A 20433-nucleotide genomic window follows, 5' to 3' on the forward strand; every position below is an offset into this window, starting at 1 on the left:
TTACCCCTTAATGACCAAACCCCGCCACGAATTACGCAAGCAATTGCAAACTGCTTAACCCACAAGTGTTTCGGTTTTTCTTAGTGCCATTCGGCAAAGATGCAACTTTTGACTTCTTGGTGCAGATGTATGTCAACGATGAAAAAACTCCCATTGAAGATCCCATGCAAGAGTGGAAAGAGGAAGACTCACCGTTTATTAAGCTTGCAACTATCACAGTTCCCGCTCAAAAATTTGACTTTGAGGAGCGCAAGCGTCTGGATGAGGGGTTATCATTCATGGCTTGGCACACCCTGCCCGAACACGAACCTCTGGGTAGCGTCAACTTAGCTCGCAAGAAGGTGTATCAGGAGATCGTCAAGGCTCGACGGAAGTACGCACAACACCGCATCGAAGAGCCGCAAGCCTACAGTTCAATTTTGGACGATCCTGAATAACTGTTCTCGTCTACTACTTCCATCAACCACTCTTGGGTACAGTCCAATCAAATTCTGAGAGCGTCGGTACAGTATGCCGAGAAACCGGGTTTCTGGTGAGACTATGCAACAAAACTTAGGTATTCCATAAAAGAAGCTCGGTTTTGTATTGACGTTCCAGGTATGCTTAGTCAACTTTTGAATCTGTCTGGTTAGTCACGTATCACCCCAACAAGAGGAAACAGACCATGAAAACTATCTCTTTGCCATTGCCAAAGCTTTTTGCCGCAGCACTTCTTGCGACTTCACTTTGCACACCTATTTTCGCTCAAGCAATTCCCCAGAAGGGAATTGCAGTGTCCAACACTCAGTCCAACCCACAAGAACAGAATTTCTCCAACGTTCATGTCGTCGTAACCTCGACCAAACCATTTGAGAAGACCGTTGAAGACCTACAAGCCGAACTTGGCAAAACCAGTACAGAGGATTTAATGCGGTTACTCTCAGCCAGTAAGACCTTCGATGAGTATGCTGCTGAAGTTGAGCCGTTGGCGGGTAGAAGTCACTTAATTGAAGTCGGATTTTTGAATTGGGGAAAGGTGATGTCGCGTGTACCAATCAAGATGAAAGCAAATTGTTTCATCATCGGCAATCCTTTGACGGCGCGAAAACTTCTTGAAGCTGGTGGACCCGAAGTAGGACTGTACCTACCAACAAAAATTTATGTTTTTGAAGACAACCAGCGTGTGACTAAGATTTCCTATGATCGACTCTCACCCGTAATGGCGCAGTACAAAAACGAAAAACTAAGTACGGTTGCAACTACGATCGATGGAGTTTTACTGCGCTTAGCGAATGCTGCCGCAAATTAGTCACGGGCATTGCCCCAATCGCAGGTGGTACCCTGCTGTAGTTCGATAGTGTTGCTGAAATTCATCCCACTCCAAATTCATTCCTAGATTCAGCAGCACTTAGTTCGATAAATGATGTTTGTTGAAAAGCTCTAATCAGGAGATAACCCATGAAAATTGCTCAATATGGAATTGCGATCGTGGTGATACACGAGATTGTTAATGGATTGCATGGTTTAGCCCATATCAAAATCCCAGTCCCTCTCTCCCTGATTCAAAGTTCGTTTGTGCTGGTGGTCATTTTTCTAGCTCCTATCATTGCAGCTATTTTACTCTGGACACGGTTCTACCGCATTGGGCTCTGGTTCTTGCTAAGTGCAATGATAGGTTCGCTCTTAGTTTCGATCTACATTCATTTGATAGCCATGAGTCCCGCTCACATCTCTCAAGTTTCTTGGGAAGGTTGGGGTTTACTCTTCTACATTACAGCCATTCTCAGCTTAGTTATAGATGGGTTGGGATGCTGGCTGTGTGGGCAAGCATTGAAGTCGATTCGACAGCCAGCAGAGGTTCTGGCAGATAGCGATATGGCACAAGTTTGAAGCGTCCTCAAAATTGCGTTCAACCCAGTTTGACTCAATTAATCTATTACTAGACAACAAATAAGGAGAAAGAATCATGACTCACTATGACTACATTGTGATTGGTGCCGGCTCGGCAGGCTGTGTGGTTGCTAATCGTTTGACCGAAAACCCTGATATAACTGTGCTGTTGCTCGAAGCGGGCAATCCAGATACAAAACCAGAAATCCAAATCCCGTTGGACTGCACAACCCTACCTGGCACTGAAGTGGACTGGGGATACTTCTCTGAGCCAGAGCCGTATCTGGGCGATCGCAGAATCTTTTGTCCACGTGGTAAAGTTCTAGGTGGCAGCAGTTCGATTAATTTCCTGGTGTATATTCGGGGCAATCGTGCTGATTATGATTACTGGCAGGAACTCGGAAATCCCGGTTGGAGTTATCAGGATGTCTTGCCTTATTTCAAAAAATCTGAGCACCAACAACGCGGATCTGATCCATATCACGGAGTAGTTGGAGAGTTGAGCGTCACGGACGTCGCTTCTCCGGCGACCATATCTCAACGTTTTGTAGACGCAGCCATTACACTGGGATACGACTATAATCCTGATTTCAACGGTAAGCAGCAGGAAGGGGCAGGACCGATTCAGTTGACGGTCAAGGATGGTAAACGACACAGTGCTGCGGCTGCATTCCTGGTGCCGATTCTCAATCGCCCGAACTTAACAGTGCAAACAAGTGCGTTAGTAACACGTTTGTTGTTTGAGGGCACTCGCACCATTGGTGTGGAATATCTGCATGAGGGCATATTTCATCAGGTTAGAGTCAACCAGGAAGTGATTTTAAGTGCAGGTTCGTTCGACTCGCCCAGGCTCCTGATGCTTTCCGGCATTGGCGATGCGGAACAATTACAGGCAATGAAAATTCCAGTAGTTGCTGATTTGCCAGGTGTGGGTCAAAACCTGCAAGACCACATTCTCATTCCGGTGCCCTACGAGGCAATTCAGGATTTACACACGGCAATTACCAGCAATGGCTGTGCTGAAGCCGGACTGTTTGTGCATAGCAAGATTAATCAGGGAATTGCGCCAGATTTAGAATTAATCTTTGGTCCAATTATGTGGGCACCACCAGGATATCCCAATTCTGGTGTCGGCTTTACGGGTCTGATCGCGTTGGTTCATCCTGAAAACATTGGCAGTGTCTGTTTGCGATCATCTGATCCCAAAGATGCGCCCGTGATTCGATTGAACTATCTACAAAGTCAATCCGATGTGCAAAAGTTTGTTGCTGGGATTAAACTAATGCGCCAATTGTTTCAAACTAGTGCGTTTGATGAATTTCGAGGTCGGGAAGTTGCTCCGGGTGCGGATGTAACTGACGATACAGCCATTGAAACCTACGTTCGAGAAAACTGCGGTACGGTGTTTCATCCGATTGGCACCTGCAAAATGGGCACTGACCCAATGGCAGTTGTAGACCCCGAACTGCGGGTACATAGAATTGAAGGGTTGCGTGTCGTCGATGCATCCATCATGCCAACTCTAATTACGGGACATACGAACGCGCCCACAATTATGATCGGTGAAAAAGCAGCCGATTTAATTAAAGCCGCTCGTCGCGTTTCACAGCCACTACAGGAAGCAATTGCAAACTAATACCGATTCATCTTGGGCGATCGCATCTAGCTTTGCTCGGTCTAACACTAGAATCTTGCCACTTTGATAATATGTGATCGCCTAGATTTGCTTGAACAAGCGTAGCTAGCAATCAAACCTGCACCAATTAAGCCAACACCAAATAGGTATTTAAAAAGTAAAAAGATAATCCCTATAAATGAATTGAGGGGTTTGGAACCATTTTCTTGTTCTTTCTTTTGCCTTATTTGGTCACTGTAAAAATAAGTAAATAATGAGTAAAAAATGAAACTTTATTATCGCGGTCTAAGTTACGAATATAACTCCTCACAAGCAGCTAAAAAAGCAACACGACCATTTACACCAGTTCGTCATCAAGGTTCTGCTTATAACCTAATTTATCGTGGGCTAACCTATCACGTTGACCCCAATATCGAGCCTGCGGAAGTCTCTACACAACCAGTAGTTTATCAATTAATTTATCGGGGAGTTACCTATTTTGTAGAGAGAACAGATACAGGAGAAGTTTCTACAGTATTCTCTCAAACTGTTAATGCTTTCAAAGTTGGAAAATTTTTCATCAATATTTTGGAATTGCAAAAATAATGAAAAATTTTCTTTAAAAGTTTTGTTGTGGTGGCAATTTTATTTATCTAAAAACAACAAAGAGAACGGACATGACTCAATATGACTATATTATGGTAGGTGCAGGTTCGCCAAGCTATGTGGTTGCAAATCTTTTGACCTAGAAATTTTGGAGATGTCTACCAATTAACAGTTTAAGGAAGAAGCGAAATGAAAATTGCTCAATATGGAACAACGATTGCGGTCATCCATGCGATCGCCAACGGACTGCATGGTTTAGCACATGTGGAAATCCCTGTTGCTCTCTCTGTGCTTCAAAGTTCGTGGTTAGCCCTCTTTCAAGAAACACATTCGGTGGGGTGGGAAATAGGGATGAGTTCTAAACCAAGAGCCTGAGCTTTTTGCTTGAGGTTTTTAAGCATCAGTTCTTGGTATTTTTGCTCATAGTAGTCCATACCAGGATCAGAATATTGCCCAGCAGTTATCCACATCTGGTAAAACAAACGAGCCAATTTGTGAGCAGCTTCCATTCATAACGGAAGCGAGTGCGTCCGTAAACAGCTTCTGTCACTCTCCGAGATAAGCAAGTAGTAAATAAGTAAAATCATCCAGAAGCAAAAAAGGGTTTAAATTGGTTCATGGCACAAATTAAATGATTAAATCCTAGTAATAAATGAGAATTCGGGAAAATATCTAACCAGGGATAAATCAACTAAAAAGGACGAACGCACGAACCCATCACCGCAATTTCAGCAAATACGGGTGTAGAATAATCCAGCTAACAGTCCAAGAAGTAGTGCAGTCAGGATTTATAGGGTTTCCCCGCCGCCCCGATTACCTCCACGCCTCCCTAGTGTGTGCCAACGTAAGCCTTGCTCACACAGCTAAAGCGGGTAAGGGTATTGAAACGGCTGACGATCTGACGGCTGCGATCGCTATTGCTGAAGCCATCCGACAGTTGCAGCCACGGGTGTTTACACTGGAGAATGTACCGCGCTATCAGAACAGCCAGAGTTTCAGTATCATCCTGTCAGCTTTGGAGCAAGAGGGATATCTGGTTGATTACAGCGAAGCGCAACCAAGGCAAATTCAGCTGCGACAAAGAATCCGTTGGCTAGCACCAAGAAAATCACCGATATCAATTTGCCCGCAGTAAGCCAAATCAATGGACTGTTCATAACTATCTATTCTAGCCTTTGATCCTAATTACTACTGCGATTATTTTGTCAACGCTAATTGCTACCTATTTGCCGACCATTAGTCGGCAAATATTCTATTGGATATGCGGGTAGACACATCATAAGTTAGAGCAATGCCGTTTGCGGAACGTCTCCAAGATTTGGCGGGCTATTCGGCATCACGCTTCGATCACGTGCCTAAAAAGCAATCCACACCCATACAACAAATAAGCAAAATATCTCTATTCGCTGATAAGTTTCTGTATTCTGGGATATCCGTTCTTTGTGGAGAGCCGAATGATTTCTATAGATAACCCAAGTTGCGGGTTATCAAGCTGTGGGTACTTTGCACTTGAATAGTCGTGCGCTCGTTCAGGAGGAAGTGGCGGTTGTGCGTCGCGCAACCGCCACCTCAACTAACTCAAAAACACAAATACTGAGTGAAATTAAAGCATTATATTTGACTCATTAAACAAATGCTTGTTTGAAACTGAAAGCAAAAATGAATGCTTTTAACTTCAGTAAAAACCCTTTTCAGGTACAAGCATGAATTGACTTTGGAAAGACACGAGTGATGCTACTAAATACGGTTTCAATATCATGTCTAGTACACTGCTTAATATACTGATTCCACGGTTCATCCTTACGTTTGAAATTCTTTTTTTATATTACTTTCAACTCAATCTCAGATGAGTTGCAAATGGTAGTTAGTAGCATTTATGTCTGATACTTTCTTTTTTATCATCAAAGAACATCAGGTAAGTAATATCATGATTTCCTGACAGCAGAATACGAAAGCTTTTAGTGATTCACCTAGTTGAAGAACGCTGATGTCGAAGGAAAGAAAAAGTAATAAAGAAGCTAAAAAACCTAAAAAAGATCCCAAAGACAAAAAGGAGAAAAAAAAACCAAAAAATAGGGCGATTTAGGTAAATAGTTCTAGCGAAGACCAAGAGTTGCATTTCCTGAAATTGACAATACTTCGTCCAGTAGCACTGAATAAGAAAAGTTATTGTCAAAAATTTATTCACCCTTGGTCAAGCTCCAAAATCTGATGATTTAAGTTGTGTGTACGATGTCACGACGGCCTACGCCTACGCAACTTATCAAGCAGGATCAAACTTCAGCGAAACACCGTTCATGCAGTAGCGCTTACCAGTGGGTGCAGGACCATCATCAAAAACATGACCCAAATGACCGCCACAACGACTACAATGTACTTCAGTTCTGGTCATAAACAATGACTTATCTACAGTCGTGGCGATCGCCCCTTCAATTGGATTAAAGAAGCTAGGCCAGCCAGTACCACTATTAAATTTAGTATCAGATGTAAACAGTGGTAGTTCACAGGCGGCACAATAATAAGTGCCTTGGTCGTATTCCTTGTCCAATGGGCTGGTATAAGGGCGTTCAGTTCCATGTTTACGCAAGACATTAAACTGTTCTGGCGTTAAAATCGTGCGCCATTCTGACTCTGGTTTGGTAACTTCAAATCCACTACTAGAAGTTGTCATTGCTTGTGACCCCCAATTGATATATCTTGATAACAACGCTGTGCCGACTATGACTGCACTAGCTTGTAAAAAATAGCGTTTGTCCATATATCTATTATTTTCTATTTTCCGGTTCACTGGCCAATCAATTCCAGTACGGAATTCCCTACATGAATGACTATAATCAGCGATGTCTGGCGACAAGCCGCTTCTCTACGAGACACTACGCGAACGCGTCTACGCTCTGAATTAGTCCTAATAAACTGATTAAAATTGGCTATGAAACAACAAATTATTTTTCAATAAAATACTAGGCGGCAATCCGATAAATTTGACCTAATTTTGGACAATACAAGTATAGTTTTCAATTGGAGTATAACGATAGTCAATCATCATCTTCATCAGAGATGGTGTTTAAGATGCTGATTAGTCCCCTGTTTACCCTGACTTGTCAGAAATAAAAATGCGCGATTGAGCCGCTTCACCCCACTTAACGTAATTAGAGTCAGTAAACCTCCCAATAATCCCATTTGCCATAGACCACAACCAATTGCAGCCCCCAACCCGGCCGCAGTCCAGACACAGGCGGCTGTAGTTAAACCTTTTACTTTTGGCGTTGCAGATTTTCTTGGAGACTCTTGTAAAATCAATCCGGCTCCGAGAAATCCAACCCCGGTAGCTACACCTTGAATTGTGCGACTCAGTGCATTGGTAGCAGCATAAGGACTCTCACCCTCAGCCTGCAAAGGAATCATCACAAATAATGCTGCCCCCATACTCACAAGCATAAATGTTCTCATCCCTGCTGGTCTACCCCCTTGCTGACGGTTAAATCCAATCAAGCAACCAACCAGGAGCGCCAAAGACAATCTAAACGCTATATGTGGCCAATCATTGGCAGCAATAAACATTGGCCCCATTGCCTTATTTCTCCTAGAGACAGAACGGAATTTTGCGCCTATTGCCAGTGGACTGGATAGCTACCCACGTTTATATCTGAAAACTAAGTACATTAAGTCAATCAGTTTGGCGTACATTTAGGTTAATTTAACAGAAGGTTAGGGATAAGTAAACTAATATACACAAAGATGCTATTGCTGTATTCTCCCTAGAGACAGAAACAAGGGGAGGGGGAGATGAGAGGACAAGGGAACAAGAGAAATAACTCTCCAATCCCCAATTTTTTTTGATCGCTAGCTTATTGAACACTGCCTAATATACATTGATCTGATAGAGATACCGGAGTTTTATGAAAAACTTCTTGCTTGGTTAAGTAGAATATGTGATACTCTAAAAACTATAAATAAAGGACGGTAATTAGATAGAATTACCGTATTTTAAAAGGACAGGATTCATGCAGCTACTATGGTTCATCCCAACCCACGGCGACGGACGTTACCTTGCAACTGCTACAGGCGGACGGGCAGTAGGCTTTCCTTATCTACGGCAGATTGCTCAAGCGGTGGATGACCTTGGTTATACAGGGGCATTGCTACCCACGGGACGTTCTTGCGAAGATGCTTGGATTGTAGCTTCAACGTTGGTATCACTGACGCGACAGATGCGTTTTTTGGTGGCAATTCGTCCCGGCTTGGTATCGCCTGGAGTGGCAGCGCGGATGGCGGCGACTTTTGATCGCCTCTCTGGGGGACGCTTGCTGATTAATGTCGTCACAGGTGGCGATCCCGTGGAGTTAGCAGGGGATGGCTTGCATTTGGATCATGATCAACGCTATGAATTAACAGATGAATTTTTAACAGTATGGCGAGCGATCGCTAGTGGAGAACAAGCCAATCTTCAGGGCGACTATCTCAACATTCAGGATGGTAAGCTGCTGTTTCCACCCGTCCAGAAGCCATATCCGCCCTTATGGTTTGGCGGTTCCTCTCCGGTTGCTCAAAAAATTGCTGCCAAGCATGTAGATGTTTATCTAACTTGGGGCGAACCACCGACACAAGTAGCCGAGAAGATTGCATCAGTTCGCAGACTTGCTTTATCAGAAGGGCGAACTTTGCAATTTGGGATTCGCCTACATATTATTGTCCGCGAAACTGAGAGTGAAGCTTGGGATGCAGCAAATCAATTGATTAAGTATGTAGATGACGAAGCGATCGCTAAAGCCCAAAAAGCTTATGCTCGAATGGATTCAGTTGGACAACAACGGATGACTCAATTACACCAAGGTAATCGTGAAGCATTAGAGATTAGCCCGAACCTATGGGCAGGAGTAGGTTTAGTCCGGGGTGGTGCAGGAACGGCCCTAGTCGGCGATCCCCAAACCGTGGCGGCTAGGATATTAGAATATGCTTCTTTGGGTGTTGAGTCCTTTATCCTCTCTGGCTATCCCCACCTAGAAGAAGCTTATCGAGTTGCAGAACTTCTATTTCCCCATCTGCCATTAGAGAATTTACCCGCCGTGGAGAAGCAACATGTCTTAAGTCCATTTGGTGAGATTGTGGCAAATGAAGATTTCCCTAAGCAAAAGCCTCAAGAAAGAGCAACGTCCATATCCTAGTAATTATGAACTAGGAGATTAACAGCCATGCTGCACCAACAAATCGACCAAAAAATCTCAGAAAAAGAAGCGTGGGCATTGCGTCGTCAATTGGGAGTACCTAACAATAAACGCTTATGGGTACTAGCTTGCATGGATGAACGTTTACCAGTAGAGAAAGCATTGGGAATTGGTGAAGGAGATGCTCATATTTTCCGTAATGCTGGGGGGTTAGTTACAGATGATGCGATTCGGTCAGCGATGTTAACTACACAGTTTTTTGGCACCAAAGAAATCATCGTCATTAATCATACCGAATGTGGCATGATGACAGCATCAGGAGACTTTCTCAGTGAGGTATTGCAAAATCAAGGTATTGACGTGGATCGAGTTAGTGTAGATCCTGCTTTGCCAGAATTGAAGCTACCAAAAGGCGTTTTTTCTAAATGGATCAAAACGTTTACCGATGTAGATGAAATCTGCACACAGCAAGTGCAATTACTGCGTAATTCTGCTTTAATTCCCCAAGATGTAGTTATTCATGGCTACATTTGGGAAGTAGAAAGTATGAGTTTGCGCCGTCCCTACAAACGTCTGAGCGATCGGGTCAACACAGCATCAGCGATGGAGACCAAAACTGCAAAACATACTGAACCCGTTTTAGAAATTGGGAGTTTAATTGAATGACAAATATTTTAGCGATCGCAGGTAGTCCAACCCATCCATCTAGAACCTATGGTGTTGTCGAATACACTGCCAAGCTTTTACAACAAGAAGGCTTGCACGTAGATATTATTTCAGCGCGGGATTTGCCTGCTGAAGATTTAGTTTTTGGACGATACGACAGCCCTGCTTTAGAACAGCCAAAAGCTTTATTAGCAAAGGCAGATGGTGTGATTATTGCCACCCCGATTTACAAAGCTGCTTACACAGGAGTGCTAAAAACATTTCTAGATTTGCTGCCACAAAAATCATTAACAGGTAAACCCGTCTTACCAATTGCTTTGGGTGGAACGATCGCTCATTTATTGGCAATTGAATATGCCCTCAAACCTGTGTTATCTGAATTAGGAGCGCGGCATATCCTAGCTACTGTTTATGCAGTAGACAAACAAATTCAACGACAAGCTGATAACAGCGTGCTGTTAGATGAGGAAATTGACCAAAGACTCAAAGAAGTACTCAAAGAATTTGTTAAAGCAGCAGAATACGACGCCGCAGCACCTCAAGAATTGGTTCATGCCAATTAAATAATTAAGTTTATACCTCCGTTTGTTCGTAGCGGATGGGTAATTTCTACCCCTCTGCTACCTTTTTTTTAAAAGCTTATCACAGCTATAGCAGGAGACAGAAGGCAGGAGACAGGAGGCAGGAGGAAAAAGGTTTTAGCCTCATTTATCTTTCTTAATATGGTTGTGTTTTCCACCGACTTACTTACACTAGCGATTAATTCCGATTTCCTCCCCATAATGCCTGCACTACTTTATCAGTCGATTCTTTACCAAACATCTGCTCTGCTAACTTATTCCCTGGGTCTTGTTCAGCGCTGCTACGGCGCAAAAATAAGTCACGTTCTGCCAAAGCAGTCCGTATATCTTCTGGTACAGGCTCCGCTTTGTCTACCCAGTTTATCCAGCGTTCGAGCATTTCATTGGCATATCTGCGAATGAGGTTGACTGTATCATTTGTGGCAGGACTTGTATAACATAACCTGATAGGCGACATGAATTGACGAATATACACGCTCTTACTGGTGTACATTGAAAGATTTGGTTCTTGCTGCAAATTCAGGAATGACTGATTAACAGGCTCATAGTAGCGTTCCAGATAGTCTAGGTCTGTCAATAAATCAGTTCGAGGAATGTAATCTAAATAAAAGAAAATATCTGGAAGCGTACCAAACTCAAACGTTAGATGGGGAACACGGATATGGGAACCTAACCAAACAGTCAGACGCATAACACTAAAATTTGACTTTTCGTTATGCGACAACACATGCACTAGCCAATCAATTTCCGTACCAGAAAAAGCCTTAAGTGAACCCTGAAAATTACCGTCAATGCTAGTGTAGCTATTTAAATCATTTGTAGAATGTGCTGGATTTAGCTGAAAACGATTCTCTAACTTTTGTCGCAATTGGTTTGTAATAGTCCATAACTGCTCAAATACAGATGTATTATCTGAGTTGAGTTCTTGGTAAATCATTGTTTTTGCTGGTACATTGAGGATGAACAATAAAAACTTTTATGATTGCTTCTTAATTTTAAAGACTATAAATGTAATTTTTTTATTTACATATAATGTCAACTCACCAATTGCTACAAGTTCGTTGACAATTTGGCGTTTGATTTTTTCACTTTGGATATCCAACCTTTGTATGAGTTCAAAATTTCTGAATAGGGAACTACAGTTTCAAATATTAGCTCAGATATTGAAGGTGAGAAGCGATGGGGAAAAAGTTTGTGCAGAGTTTTGGCAATACTTTCCCTCAATACAAATTCAATAAACAATACTATAGTCGAGGGAAATGCGTTATCGCCAAGCTCAACTAAGGCGTGAGCATCTTCCTTCCGGCGAACAGTAAATTGTTCAACAACCTCCCCAATATTGTCAGAATACTCGTCTAAAAGATTGTTAAATAAGACAACATCTTCAAGTGCCGCATTGCAACCTTGACCAATAGAGGAAGATACGGCATGTGCTGCATCTCCCATGAGTAGGACATTATCACTTTGGTGATAACGGTTACAACGAATTGTTAAAATTCTTGATACAGGTCTAGTGAGGAAAGCTTCAGCTTCTTCTCTGGGCATCATCTGATAAACTTCTGGGAAATTATTTTGAAAAAATGTGAGAACTTCTTCTGTATTGGAAAGATTAACTATCTGATTTTTTTTTCGAAGAAATAAAACTACTCCACTCATGCTTCCATCTTGTTGATGTAATAGTACTATCAGCGTACTATCGTTTATTATCCAAGAATGAATTTTGCCTTGTTCCAAGTTGATACTTGAATTTTCATTGGGACGAGGCAGAAAAATCGATTTATAGTCATTAGGGACATATTTCTGCTGGCACTCAAAGTTTTTTGTAGCAAAAAAATTCTCTCTTATCTGAGAATTTGCTCCATCTGCACCTATTAACAGATCATAGTCAACAGTGAACTCATGTTTTCCTTCAACCACAGAGGCTTCCACAACTTTTTTCAATGTTACTGTCTTTGCCACAAAATCCACAGAAGTACATTGACAGTTGAAGTTTAGATTGAGTTTATTGTCGTACTTTTGGTTTAAATTTTCTAATAGCACAATTGCCAAGCTAGTGCGGTCAAGCGTAAACAGAGATTTATTTCTTGGCGTTACCCGTGTCTTACCGTTTTTTTGGTGAAAAATTGTTCCTGTCACCTCCAAACTTTTGGATTTGACCGCTTCTTCTAAACCCTCAATTTTTCTTAAAGCTCTCATTGCTCTCTCGTTCAGAGAGATAGGGTAGGTTCTAGATGTAGAGAATGAAACAATTCTAGGGTCACTGCGACGTTCATAAATGTCGATTTCGTATTTGTCGCCACGACTTAATAAGTAGTGAGCAAGCAGAAGTCCGCAAGGTCCAGCACCTACAATAACTACTTTCTTGACCATAATTCTATGACTTCCGCATTAGTTAAATAATCATGATACTTAATAGCACTAAAAATTTTTACATCCTCTAATACATTTTTCATTGGTCTTGAGAGAGATATAGTGACAAAGCTCGTAAATATGCAATCTCATCATCCCTAATCTACTACCACAAACAATTCACCGCGTCGAACTCACGTTAAATTAGAAGTAGGGCGTAAAAAAATAAACTCAATGAAAGCGATGTCTAACGACAAGCCGCAAGGCGTCTGCGCTTCTGATTTTGCATCTATCGTCGGTGAAGAAAATGCTATTTGCCTTTGGGAAAATATCGAACTCGGTCAGCAAAAACGTATTCAACAGGCTATGGCTTCTGGAAAGCTTCCCAGTTGTATTGTCTATCCGCGTACCCAAGAACAGCTAGCCGCAGTCATCGCCACAGCTCACATAAACAACTGGCGCGTCCTCCCCTGTGGTAGTGGCAGTAAACTCAGCTGGGGTGGTTTAGTTAAGGGCATTGATGTTGTAGTTAGTACAGAACGTATTAACCAACTGATTGAACACGCCGTTGGCGATTTGACTGTCACCATAGAAGCGGGAATGAAATTTTCCGTTCTCGAAGCACTTTTGGCAAAGTCGCGGCAATTTCTCGCCCTTGACCCCACTGCACCAGAGTCAGCAACCATTGGTGGTATTGTTGCCACAGGTGATACAGGTTCTCTGCGGCAACGCTATGGTAGTGTGCGCGACCAGTTATTAGGTATTACCTTTGTCCGTGCTGATGGACAAATTGCCAAAGCTGGGGGAAGAGTAGTTAAAAATGTCGCCGGGTATGACTTGATGAAGTTGCTTACGGGGTCTTACGGCACATTAGGCTTTTTTAGTCAACTAACTTTTCGCGTGTATCCGCTAGCAGAGGCATCGGCGACGGTGGTACTAACTGGCAGTGCAGAGGCTGTATCCCAAGCGGCTGATATCCTTAGAGGTTCGGCGTTAACACCAGTCCAAGCTGATTTGCTATCAACTAAACTGGTGTCCAGCTTAGGTTTGGGTGAAGGACTGGGATTAATTGCCCGCTTTCAAAGTATTAGTGAGAGTGTTAAAGAACAGTCAAACCGAGTTTTGGAAGTAGGGGAAAAGTTGGGTTTAGATGGGGTAATTTTTACAGATAGTGATGAAGGCAGTCTATGGCAGAGATTACAAAAACGAATACATTCTACTGCCACAGATTCTGTAATTACCTGCAAAATAGGAGTATTACCTACTGCTGCCGTAGAGATTTTAACTCAGGTGGAGTTGGGTTTAATACATATTAGTAGTGGTTTAGGTTTGTTACAATTAGAGGATAAAAATCAGGTTTTGGAAGTGCGCGATAGGCTAGGTTTTGCTGGAGGCGATGCCTACGGCGGGCTGCGCCTACGCACTCAAACTCATAAAGGGTTTTTAACAATTTTGTCAGCACCAAAGGCGGTTAAAGAACAAATAGATGTTTGGGATTATACAGGGAATGCTTTGCCGTTGATGCGCCGTATTAAGGAACAGTTTGATAGTAAGAATATTTTAAGTCCTGGTCGGTTTGTGGGTGGAATTTAAGAAACAAACCGCAGAGACACAGAGAACGCTGAGATAGAGAGGGGAAAAAAGAAATATGCAAGTTTCAAGAAATTTTGTTAATAATACGGCTAGTTTAAAGAATTTGAATGGCTTTGATGAGAGTCATCCGCCTGACCCGAAGTTGATTGATAGTTGTGTACATTGTGGATTTTGTCTCTCGACTTGTCCCAGTTATCGGGTACTTGGTAAAGAGATGGATTCTCCTAGAGGACGCGTCTATTTAATGGATGCAATTAATCAGGGTGAAATTGCTCTCAATACGACAACAGTAGAACATTTTGATTCTTGTTTAGGGTGTCTTGCTTGTGTGAGTACTTGTCCTTCTGGTGTGCAGTATGACAAATTAATTTCTGCAACTCGTCACCAAGTTGAACGGAATTATCCCCGCAGTTTGCCAGATCAATTTTTTCGTCAACTGATATTTTCTCTATTTCCCTATCCTAATCTTTTACGGGTTTTATTAGTTCCATTGTTAGTTTATCAAAAGTTGGGATTGCCTAAATTCCTTCGGGCTACAGGTTTACTGAATAAAATATCGCCTCGTTTGGCAGCAATGGAATCAATTCTGCCAGAAATTACTCTCAAATCTTTTCAAGATAATTTGCCGACTGTGATTCCTGCTAAAGGTGAAAAACGGTATCGCGTTGGGGTGATTTTGGGTTGCGTCCAACGGCTGTTTTTCTCACCCGTGAATGAAGCGACAGTTCGCGTTTTAACAGCGAATGGTTGTGAAGTTGTGATTCCCAAATCTCAAGGTTGTTGTGCAGCACTTCCTGAACACCAAGGACAAACAGAACAGGCGAAAGCTTTGGCAAGACAAATGATTGATAGTTTTGCTAAAACAGATGTAGATTTCGTGATTATTAATGCTGCTGGTTGTGGTCATACTTTAAAAGAGTACGGTCACATCTTAGAAGATGACCAAGAATATCGACAAAAGGCAAAGGATTTTGCAGCTAAGGTTAAAGACGCTCAAGAGTTTTTAGCAACTGTTGGATTAACAGCGAAACTATCGCCACTGACTGATAAACCATTAAATTTAGTTTATCAAGATGCTTGTCATTTATTGCACGGACAAAAGATTAGCGTCCAACCGCGTCAGGTGTTGCGACAAATTCCAGGTGTGAAGTTGAGAGAACCAATAGATGCAGCTTTGTGTTGTGGCAGTGCCGGGGTTTATAATATGTTGCAACCAGAAGTTTCTGAAGAATTGGGTCAGCAAAAAGTGCAGAATTTATTGAATACTGGTGCGGAGTTAATTGCTTCTGCTAATCCTGGGTGTACTTTGCAAATCACTAAACATTTGCAGTTGCAAGGTAAAAAGATTTCAGTCATTCACCCGATGGAGTTGTTAGATTATTCGATTCGCAGTGAAAAGTTGAAATTGTAAATATTTTTTGTGGGTTGGATATTTTGTCATTGATTTTAAACCAAAGAGCCAAAGCTATGTTTTTATTCCCCTTCTCCAAAAATTGGGAGAAGGGGTTGCGAGATGTAGCTCACTTCCCACAAGGTGGGCTAGTTTTGTATTCGTGCAAGAGGTCTAATGTTTTACTTAGTAGGTATAGAGACTTCCCAAATTCCTTGATTTCCACCATACTCTAGAACATAAATCTTATTGCCAATAATTTCAGCATCGATAGGATTACTAAAACCTATGACAAGGCGCGTAGCGTTAAGTTTATAGTTAGTATTTCCTACTTTAGTTAACTTTAAATGCAGTAGGTCTTGGCTAGCATCTTTAAAAGGGCCTACTAGTGTTTCGCCAGTAGGATCGCCTGGTGTCCAACTCAACATAAATCCATCTTTGTTAAATTCTGGACTCATTACTCCTTGTCTATCAAAAACTAATCCTAAAGGAGAACGGTGTGTTGTAAAAGTACTAATACTTTGTCCAAGAACACTGGCATCTTTGATTTTTCCATCTACAGGATCGCGGTAATTATCTGTGTCTGGGCCAAGATTAGGAATTGGTTCAATCAAATTTTCAGTAGGTCGAATAGGAAAGGTTGGATCGTTACGATAGTAACCCTTTTTGATGGCATTAAATTGAGGGCTTAATAATCGATCAGTGGCAGGATTATAATTGGGAAATTGTTGGGGATTATCTGTCCCACCAATACGCCAAGGAAAGCCGTAATTACCACCTAAACGTAGCCAATTTAATTCTTCTGACATGTCGCGATCTGGGCCATTTTCTGTGCCAAACAAATCCCCATTAGGCGCAAAAGCCATATCAAATGTATTGCGTGTTCCTTCTGCAAAAATATAGCCAGATGTCTTTAAAGTTGCTCGATTGTTTGCCAGAAAGAGATTATTGCTATTAGTAGGAAGACGGAGTATACAGGCGGTTAATCCGACTTCACGAGTATTGGGATATAGACCATTAACAGACTGAACCTCACCATGATCGGTACGAGAACCGCTATTCACATAGATAAAATTACCATCTAGACTAACAACTACACCGTTGAACTGATGGTCATAAGCTGTTTTGCTTTTGGGATAGCCTGCACTCTGAGCTAAAATAGACCAGATATGTTTTCCTGTACTCGAATTAATTACACCTTTAACAATAATTGCTTTAGTCTGGTTATTCACAACGTCTGCATTGCCAACCAAATAAATTGTGCCGTTAGGGCCAATGGCCATACCTTGAGTTTCACTTAAATTATGATTACTAGAATTGTACACAAGTGTTTTAGTAAAAGAAGTTAAATCGACTTTATAAATTTCACCATTTCGTTTGAGATAATAGAGGGTATTGTTTCGTGGATCTTTTACAATCCGAACAGAAGGAGAGACTGATAATGTATTAATAATATTGCGAACCTTAATATCAGGACGCAAGGTTTGTGGTACAACATTTAGTCCAGTAGTGCTATGATTTAATAAAACTATTGTAAATAACAGTGTTATTATAAATAACAGCATTTTAGTAACAGAATTTCTGAGTAATCTGCTTTTTACTTGGTTAAATAATTTAGTGTTATTCATTAGTTTCTTGATAAATTAGTCAGTTAATTTTGTTTCTAAATCTTCTTGAGAAGGGGAAAAACAGTGTTATCACTATTAGCCCAACCATATACAGTCTTATCTCCTAAAGTCCCATTTATTATGTCAGTAAATGTATTATTGTAAATAACTTGCATATTTATTTTTCTTGAATTTCTACTAACTAATCTCTAATTTTGACTGAAATAAAAGAAATTTTCATAAGTTCAAGTTTGAATAGAGATACCTTTGCTAACCTAATTAATACCAATATCCTGAAAAAATATTAGTTATTGATTTGGTAAGTTGATATTCAAATGATAAGTAATTGAATCAAAGTTAGTCTATTTTAATTATTTATTTTCTTAGGCTTTTTTATTTTTAACTCTCTTCTAATTATTTATTATCATGAATAAAAGGTAACGTCAAATTCTTTACTAAATCTTAAAAATGTAATTTATTTAATTTTTAATAATATTAAAAGCTTTTATAAAGTTTGATTAAGTATTTATGAAAGTTTAATATTTTTTTAGTAAAATTTACAAGATTTTTCAGATGAATACAATATTGTCATTAAGTTAAGTTTCAATATCAATTTTAATTTGGAAAAAAATACTTTTTCTATTAAATAAATACCTCAGAAAATACATAAGTTAAATTGATAGATTATCCAAAACATTTTGAGCTTAATAAAAGTTAAGCTTTACATAAATTTTATATACTTTTTGTCGAAAAAATGCCCAAAAAATGAATTTAAAAGTCAATTCCTTCTTCTTGTAAACTAATGTTGTGTTGAAGTGTTAGGCATAATTGCTTCTTGAAGATTTACGCCGCTAAGGTTAGCTCCCCGAATGTCGGCTCCTCTAAGGTTAGTTCCTCTGAGATTCGCCCCTGCCAGATTTGCACCTCTAAGGTTAGTCCAACTTAAGTCAGCTTGACTCAAGTCAGCTTCACTTAGGTTAGCTTGCAATAAGTATGCACCACTGAGGTGAGCCTTGGTCAGATTAGCTTTATATAGATCGGCTTTGTAAAGATAAGCTCCTAAAACTTCTGCTTCGTATAAACTCGCCTCACTGAGGTCAGCCGCAATCAAGTTAGCTTCAATAAGGTTGGCAAAAGTGAGATTAGCACGAATCAACTTCGCTGCACCTAAATCGGCATCTCTCAAGTTAGCGCCTCTTAAGTCAGTGCCAATTAGATTAGCAGATGCGATCGCAGCACCTCTAAGATCCACCTGACTCAAGTCAGCTCCAATCAAATTCGCATGACTCAAATCTGCCTGCGTAAGTACAGCGCCACTCAAGTTAGCAACACTGAAGTTAGCTGCACTCAAGTTAGCTTCATTTAGGAAGGCTTTATAGAGGTTAGCACTACTGAGTTCAGCACCACTGAGGTTTGCCCGCACAAGTAAAGCATTACCCAAATCAACTCTTCTCAAGTTTACCCCTTGGAGGTTTGCGCCTCTAAGGTTATCGCCTTGCAAATCAGCGGCGCTGAGGTCTGGTTCAATCTGGGGATTTTTCTTTCTCCACTCAATCCATGTAACTGCACCTGCTTTGAGTAAAGTTAGATGCTCTCGATTTGCCATTTTCTCTTTTTTACTCCTGACGCCCACCCAGAGAATTTACCCGACCAGCGACACTTTCAATGGCCGTTAATGCTCCCGCTGCTCCTGCTAGAATATCCTGTTCTTGTCCACCTAAGTAAAGCCGTCCAAAACTACCTACAGCTTGAACTTCAAGAATGTTAATCCTCGCTGCTTTCTCCGCTTCATTGGCAGCCAGTGCAGCGTAAGCAGCAGGCTCCACTTCTAATACATACAGCGTTTGACCTGCTAGTAGTAGCTGTCCCCGGCGCGTGCGATTAATCAGTTGTGTTTGATAAGCATCGATATTGCGGATAATCTGACTAGAAACAACACGCGGTTTCAGACATTCCTCTCTTTTGACTCCCAGTGCCGCCAAAATAGCTTGACCAGCAGCTCTGGTTTCGCCTTGGGAGCTAGAATGAACTTCTAATAGTCCGTATAGTCGTTCAACTACCAGTACTGCCGGACGGACAGAGGCAGATTTCAGGGCTATATCCGTAATCTTATTAATTTCTATACCAGGAGAGATTTCAATCCACAGTGATGTATCTCCTGGTAATGGTAAGAAGCCTTGGGCTACTGTTCCCATATATGCTGCATGTTGAGGTTGCAGGCTGTCGAGAAATACGAAACTGCGTAATTCTATGCCCAAGATTTTGCTCTCCAGTTGTGAAGGTAAAAAATATCTATATACAAGATATAAGCGCCTAACTTGACAATATAGGGTATAAAGGAGCGCAAAATCCGTTAAACGGATCTACACCGTGTGTCAAATGGCAATTTCTAGAAGCTAATGCTTATTTAGAAGACCATCGTCGTCTTGGGATAAAATCTACTTCGAGCGGACGACATAATTTTTGTTTAACACAGCTGCTTTGTAAACATCTTGACCCTTTTAGATTACCCCAGTTTTACCCCAAATATTTCCCCAATATCTTGCAACCTAAACTGCAAGGATTAGATACCAATGAATATGGCTCTTTCTAGCTCAAGTTGTTTTTTCTAAAGTATTTTCATCCCCATTCTGCCAATCAGGCAAATAAGCCTCTCCCAAAGGACTTAAACAGCTTGCCGTGCTTTGGGAGAGGCTTGACGGGCTTTTTTGGTGCGATCGCCAATCATTCGAGAGGGAGGGCGATCGCGATTTTTCTGGTTGAATCAGGTACTGGGCAAGTCCCCTTCAGGTAAGACATTATCTATGCTGAGTACCCACGGTATACCTTTGTCAATTGGAGAACTGACAGTAATTTTAGCTCTATTGGCAAACTGTTTTAAGTGGTTAGCAAATTGGGGAACAGTTTTCATGATATTGCGATAACTTTCCATATTATTACAAATCACGATCAACGTCAAAACGCCACTATTGATTCGGAAATACCAATGACA

20 protein-coding genes and 1 pseudogene are annotated in these 20433 nt (G+C 41.2%); 12 read left to right on the forward strand and 9 right to left on the reverse strand.

All coding sequences use genetic code 11. The annotated features are described in order from the left end of the window. The first annotated feature begins 65 nt into the window (after window positions 1-65). From V7K89_RS14830 to V7K89_RS14850, 5 genes are all read left to right on the forward strand, one after another. A complete protein-coding gene (locus V7K89_RS14830) occupies window positions 66-437 on the forward strand; it encodes a hypothetical protein (RefSeq protein WP_335188279.1) in 372 nt (123 codons plus the stop codon). Between the two features lie 227 nt (window positions 438-664). Beyond that, the gene (locus tag V7K89_RS14835) at window positions 665-1288 is read left to right on the forward strand and encodes a DUF302 domain-containing protein (protein WP_335188281.1); all 624 of its coding nucleotides are present in this window, start codon (window positions 665-667) and stop codon (window positions 1286-1288) included. A gap of 404 nt (window positions 1289-1692) precedes the next feature. Next, window positions 1693-1869 carry a hypothetical protein gene (locus tag V7K89_RS14840; protein WP_335188283.1) on the forward strand — a complete coding sequence of 59 codons (177 nt, stop codon included), beginning with the start codon at window positions 1693-1695 and terminating at the stop codon, window positions 1867-1869. A gap of 76 nt (window positions 1870-1945) precedes the next feature. After that, window positions 1946-3505 (forward strand): GMC family oxidoreductase, encoded by a 1560-nt coding sequence (locus tag V7K89_RS14845; RefSeq protein WP_335188285.1) that lies wholly within the window; start codon window positions 1946-1948, stop codon window positions 3503-3505. 264 nt (window positions 3506-3769) lie between these two features. Further along, the gene (locus tag V7K89_RS14850) at window positions 3770-4090 is read left to right on the forward strand and encodes a DUF4278 domain-containing protein (protein ID WP_335188286.1); all 321 of its coding nucleotides are present in this window, start codon (window positions 3770-3772) and stop codon (window positions 4088-4090) included. 317 nt (window positions 4091-4407) lie between these two features. On the opposite strand, the gene V7K89_RS14855 is transcribed toward V7K89_RS14850, so the two are convergent. Beyond that, window positions 4408-4599 (reverse strand): hypothetical protein, encoded by a 192-nt coding sequence (locus tag V7K89_RS14855; RefSeq protein WP_335188289.1) that lies wholly within the window; start codon window positions 4597-4599, stop codon window positions 4408-4410. Between the two features lie 173 nt (window positions 4600-4772). Between V7K89_RS14855 and V7K89_RS14860 the strand changes: the two genes are divergently transcribed. Beyond that, on the forward strand, window positions 4773-5225 hold the full coding sequence (locus V7K89_RS14860; protein ID WP_442941670.1) for a DNA cytosine methyltransferase: 453 nt from the start codon (window positions 4773-4775) through the stop codon (window positions 5223-5225). Window positions 5226-5715: 490 nt separating this feature from the next. Here V7K89_RS14860 and V7K89_RS35895 read toward each other — a convergent pair. From V7K89_RS35895 to V7K89_RS14870, 3 genes and pseudogenes are all read right to left on the reverse strand, one after another. Further along, window positions 5716-5940 (reverse strand): annotated as a pseudogene (locus V7K89_RS35895) (IS982 family transposase); the annotation flags it as partial. 413 nt (window positions 5941-6353) lie between these two features. Then, on the reverse strand, window positions 6354-6848 hold the full coding sequence (msrB, locus tag V7K89_RS14865; protein WP_335188349.1) for a peptide-methionine (R)-S-oxide reductase MsrB: 495 nt from the start codon (window positions 6846-6848) through the stop codon (window positions 6354-6356). Between the two features lie 293 nt (window positions 6849-7141). After that, the gene (locus tag V7K89_RS14870; protein ID WP_335188291.1) at window positions 7142-7660 is read right to left on the reverse strand and encodes an MgtC/SapB family protein; all 519 of its coding nucleotides are present in this window, start codon (window positions 7658-7660) and stop codon (window positions 7142-7144) included. Window positions 7661-8094: 434 nt separating this feature from the next. On the opposite strand from V7K89_RS14870, the gene ssuD reads away from it, so the two are divergent. The 3 genes from ssuD to ssuE are packed head-to-tail and all read left to right on the forward strand — an operon-like array spanning window position 8095 to window position 10484. Further along, window positions 8095-9255, forward strand: coding sequence for an FMNH2-dependent alkanesulfonate monooxygenase (gene ssuD / locus V7K89_RS14875; protein WP_335188293.1), 1161 nt, complete (start codon window positions 8095-8097; stop codon window positions 9253-9255). A 27-nt stretch (window positions 9256-9282) separates the two neighbouring features. Beyond that, on the forward strand, window positions 9283-9921 hold the full coding sequence (locus V7K89_RS14880) for a beta-class carbonic anhydrase (RefSeq protein WP_335188294.1): 639 nt from the start codon (window positions 9283-9285) through the stop codon (window positions 9919-9921). Then, window positions 9918-10484 carry an NADPH-dependent FMN reductase gene (ssuE, locus tag V7K89_RS14885; RefSeq protein WP_335188296.1) on the forward strand — a complete coding sequence of 189 codons (567 nt, stop codon included), beginning with the start codon at window positions 9918-9920 and terminating at the stop codon, window positions 10482-10484. The genes V7K89_RS14880 and ssuE overlap by 4 nt, the downstream gene beginning before the upstream one ends. Before the next feature lie 196 nt (window positions 10485-10680). On the opposite strand, the gene V7K89_RS14890 is transcribed toward ssuE, so the two are convergent. Both V7K89_RS14890 and V7K89_RS14895 read right to left on the reverse strand, forming a co-directional pair. Beyond that, window positions 10681-11439, reverse strand: coding sequence for a red chlorophyll catabolite reductase (locus V7K89_RS14890; RefSeq protein WP_335188298.1), 759 nt, complete (start codon window positions 11437-11439; stop codon window positions 10681-10683). 113 nt (window positions 11440-11552) lie between these two features. After that, complete coding sequence (locus V7K89_RS14895; RefSeq protein ID WP_335188300.1) at window positions 11553-12872, reverse strand: FAD-dependent oxidoreductase; 1320 nt, start codon at window positions 12870-12872, stop codon at window positions 11553-11555. Window positions 12873-13085: 213 nt separating this feature from the next. Here V7K89_RS14895 and V7K89_RS14900 point away from each other — a divergent pair, with 213 nt between their 5' ends. Together V7K89_RS14900 and V7K89_RS14905 are read left to right on the forward strand one after the other, a co-directional pair. Then, entirely contained in the window at window positions 13086-14444 is a 1359-nt protein-coding gene (locus V7K89_RS14900; RefSeq protein ID WP_335188302.1) for an FAD-binding oxidoreductase, read from the forward strand. Between the two features lie 55 nt (window positions 14445-14499). Then, complete coding sequence (locus V7K89_RS14905; RefSeq protein WP_335188304.1) at window positions 14500-15855, forward strand: (Fe-S)-binding protein; 1356 nt, start codon at window positions 14500-14502, stop codon at window positions 15853-15855. Window positions 15856-16016: 161 nt separating this feature from the next. Here the strand turns inward: V7K89_RS14905 and V7K89_RS14910 are convergent, their stop codons facing one another. The 3 genes from V7K89_RS14910 to V7K89_RS14920 form a co-directional block, all read right to left on the reverse strand. Next, window positions 16017-17462, reverse strand: coding sequence for a PQQ-dependent sugar dehydrogenase (locus V7K89_RS14910; RefSeq protein ID WP_335188306.1), 1446 nt, complete (start codon window positions 17460-17462; stop codon window positions 16017-16019). 778 nt (window positions 17463-18240) lie between these two features. Beyond that, window positions 18241-19047 carry a pentapeptide repeat-containing protein gene (locus V7K89_RS14915; RefSeq protein WP_335188308.1) on the reverse strand — a complete coding sequence of 269 codons (807 nt, stop codon included), beginning with the start codon at window positions 19045-19047 and terminating at the stop codon, window positions 18241-18243. Window positions 19048-19057: 10 nt separating this feature from the next. Further along, window positions 19058-19699 (reverse strand): hypothetical protein, encoded by a 642-nt coding sequence (locus tag V7K89_RS14920; RefSeq protein ID WP_335188310.1) that lies wholly within the window; start codon window positions 19697-19699, stop codon window positions 19058-19060. Window positions 19700-20152: 453 nt separating this feature from the next. On the opposite strand from V7K89_RS14920, the gene V7K89_RS14925 reads away from it, so the two are divergent. Then, the gene (locus V7K89_RS14925; RefSeq protein WP_335188312.1) at window positions 20153-20365 is read left to right on the forward strand and encodes a hypothetical protein; all 213 of its coding nucleotides are present in this window, start codon (window positions 20153-20155) and stop codon (window positions 20363-20365) included. Window positions 20366-20433: the final 68 nt, after the last annotated feature.

The sequence above is a fragment of the Nostoc sp. genome, assembly GCF_036917515.1.
Taxonomy (GTDB): domain Bacteria; phylum Cyanobacteriota; class Cyanobacteriia; order Cyanobacteriales; family Nostocaceae; genus Nostoc.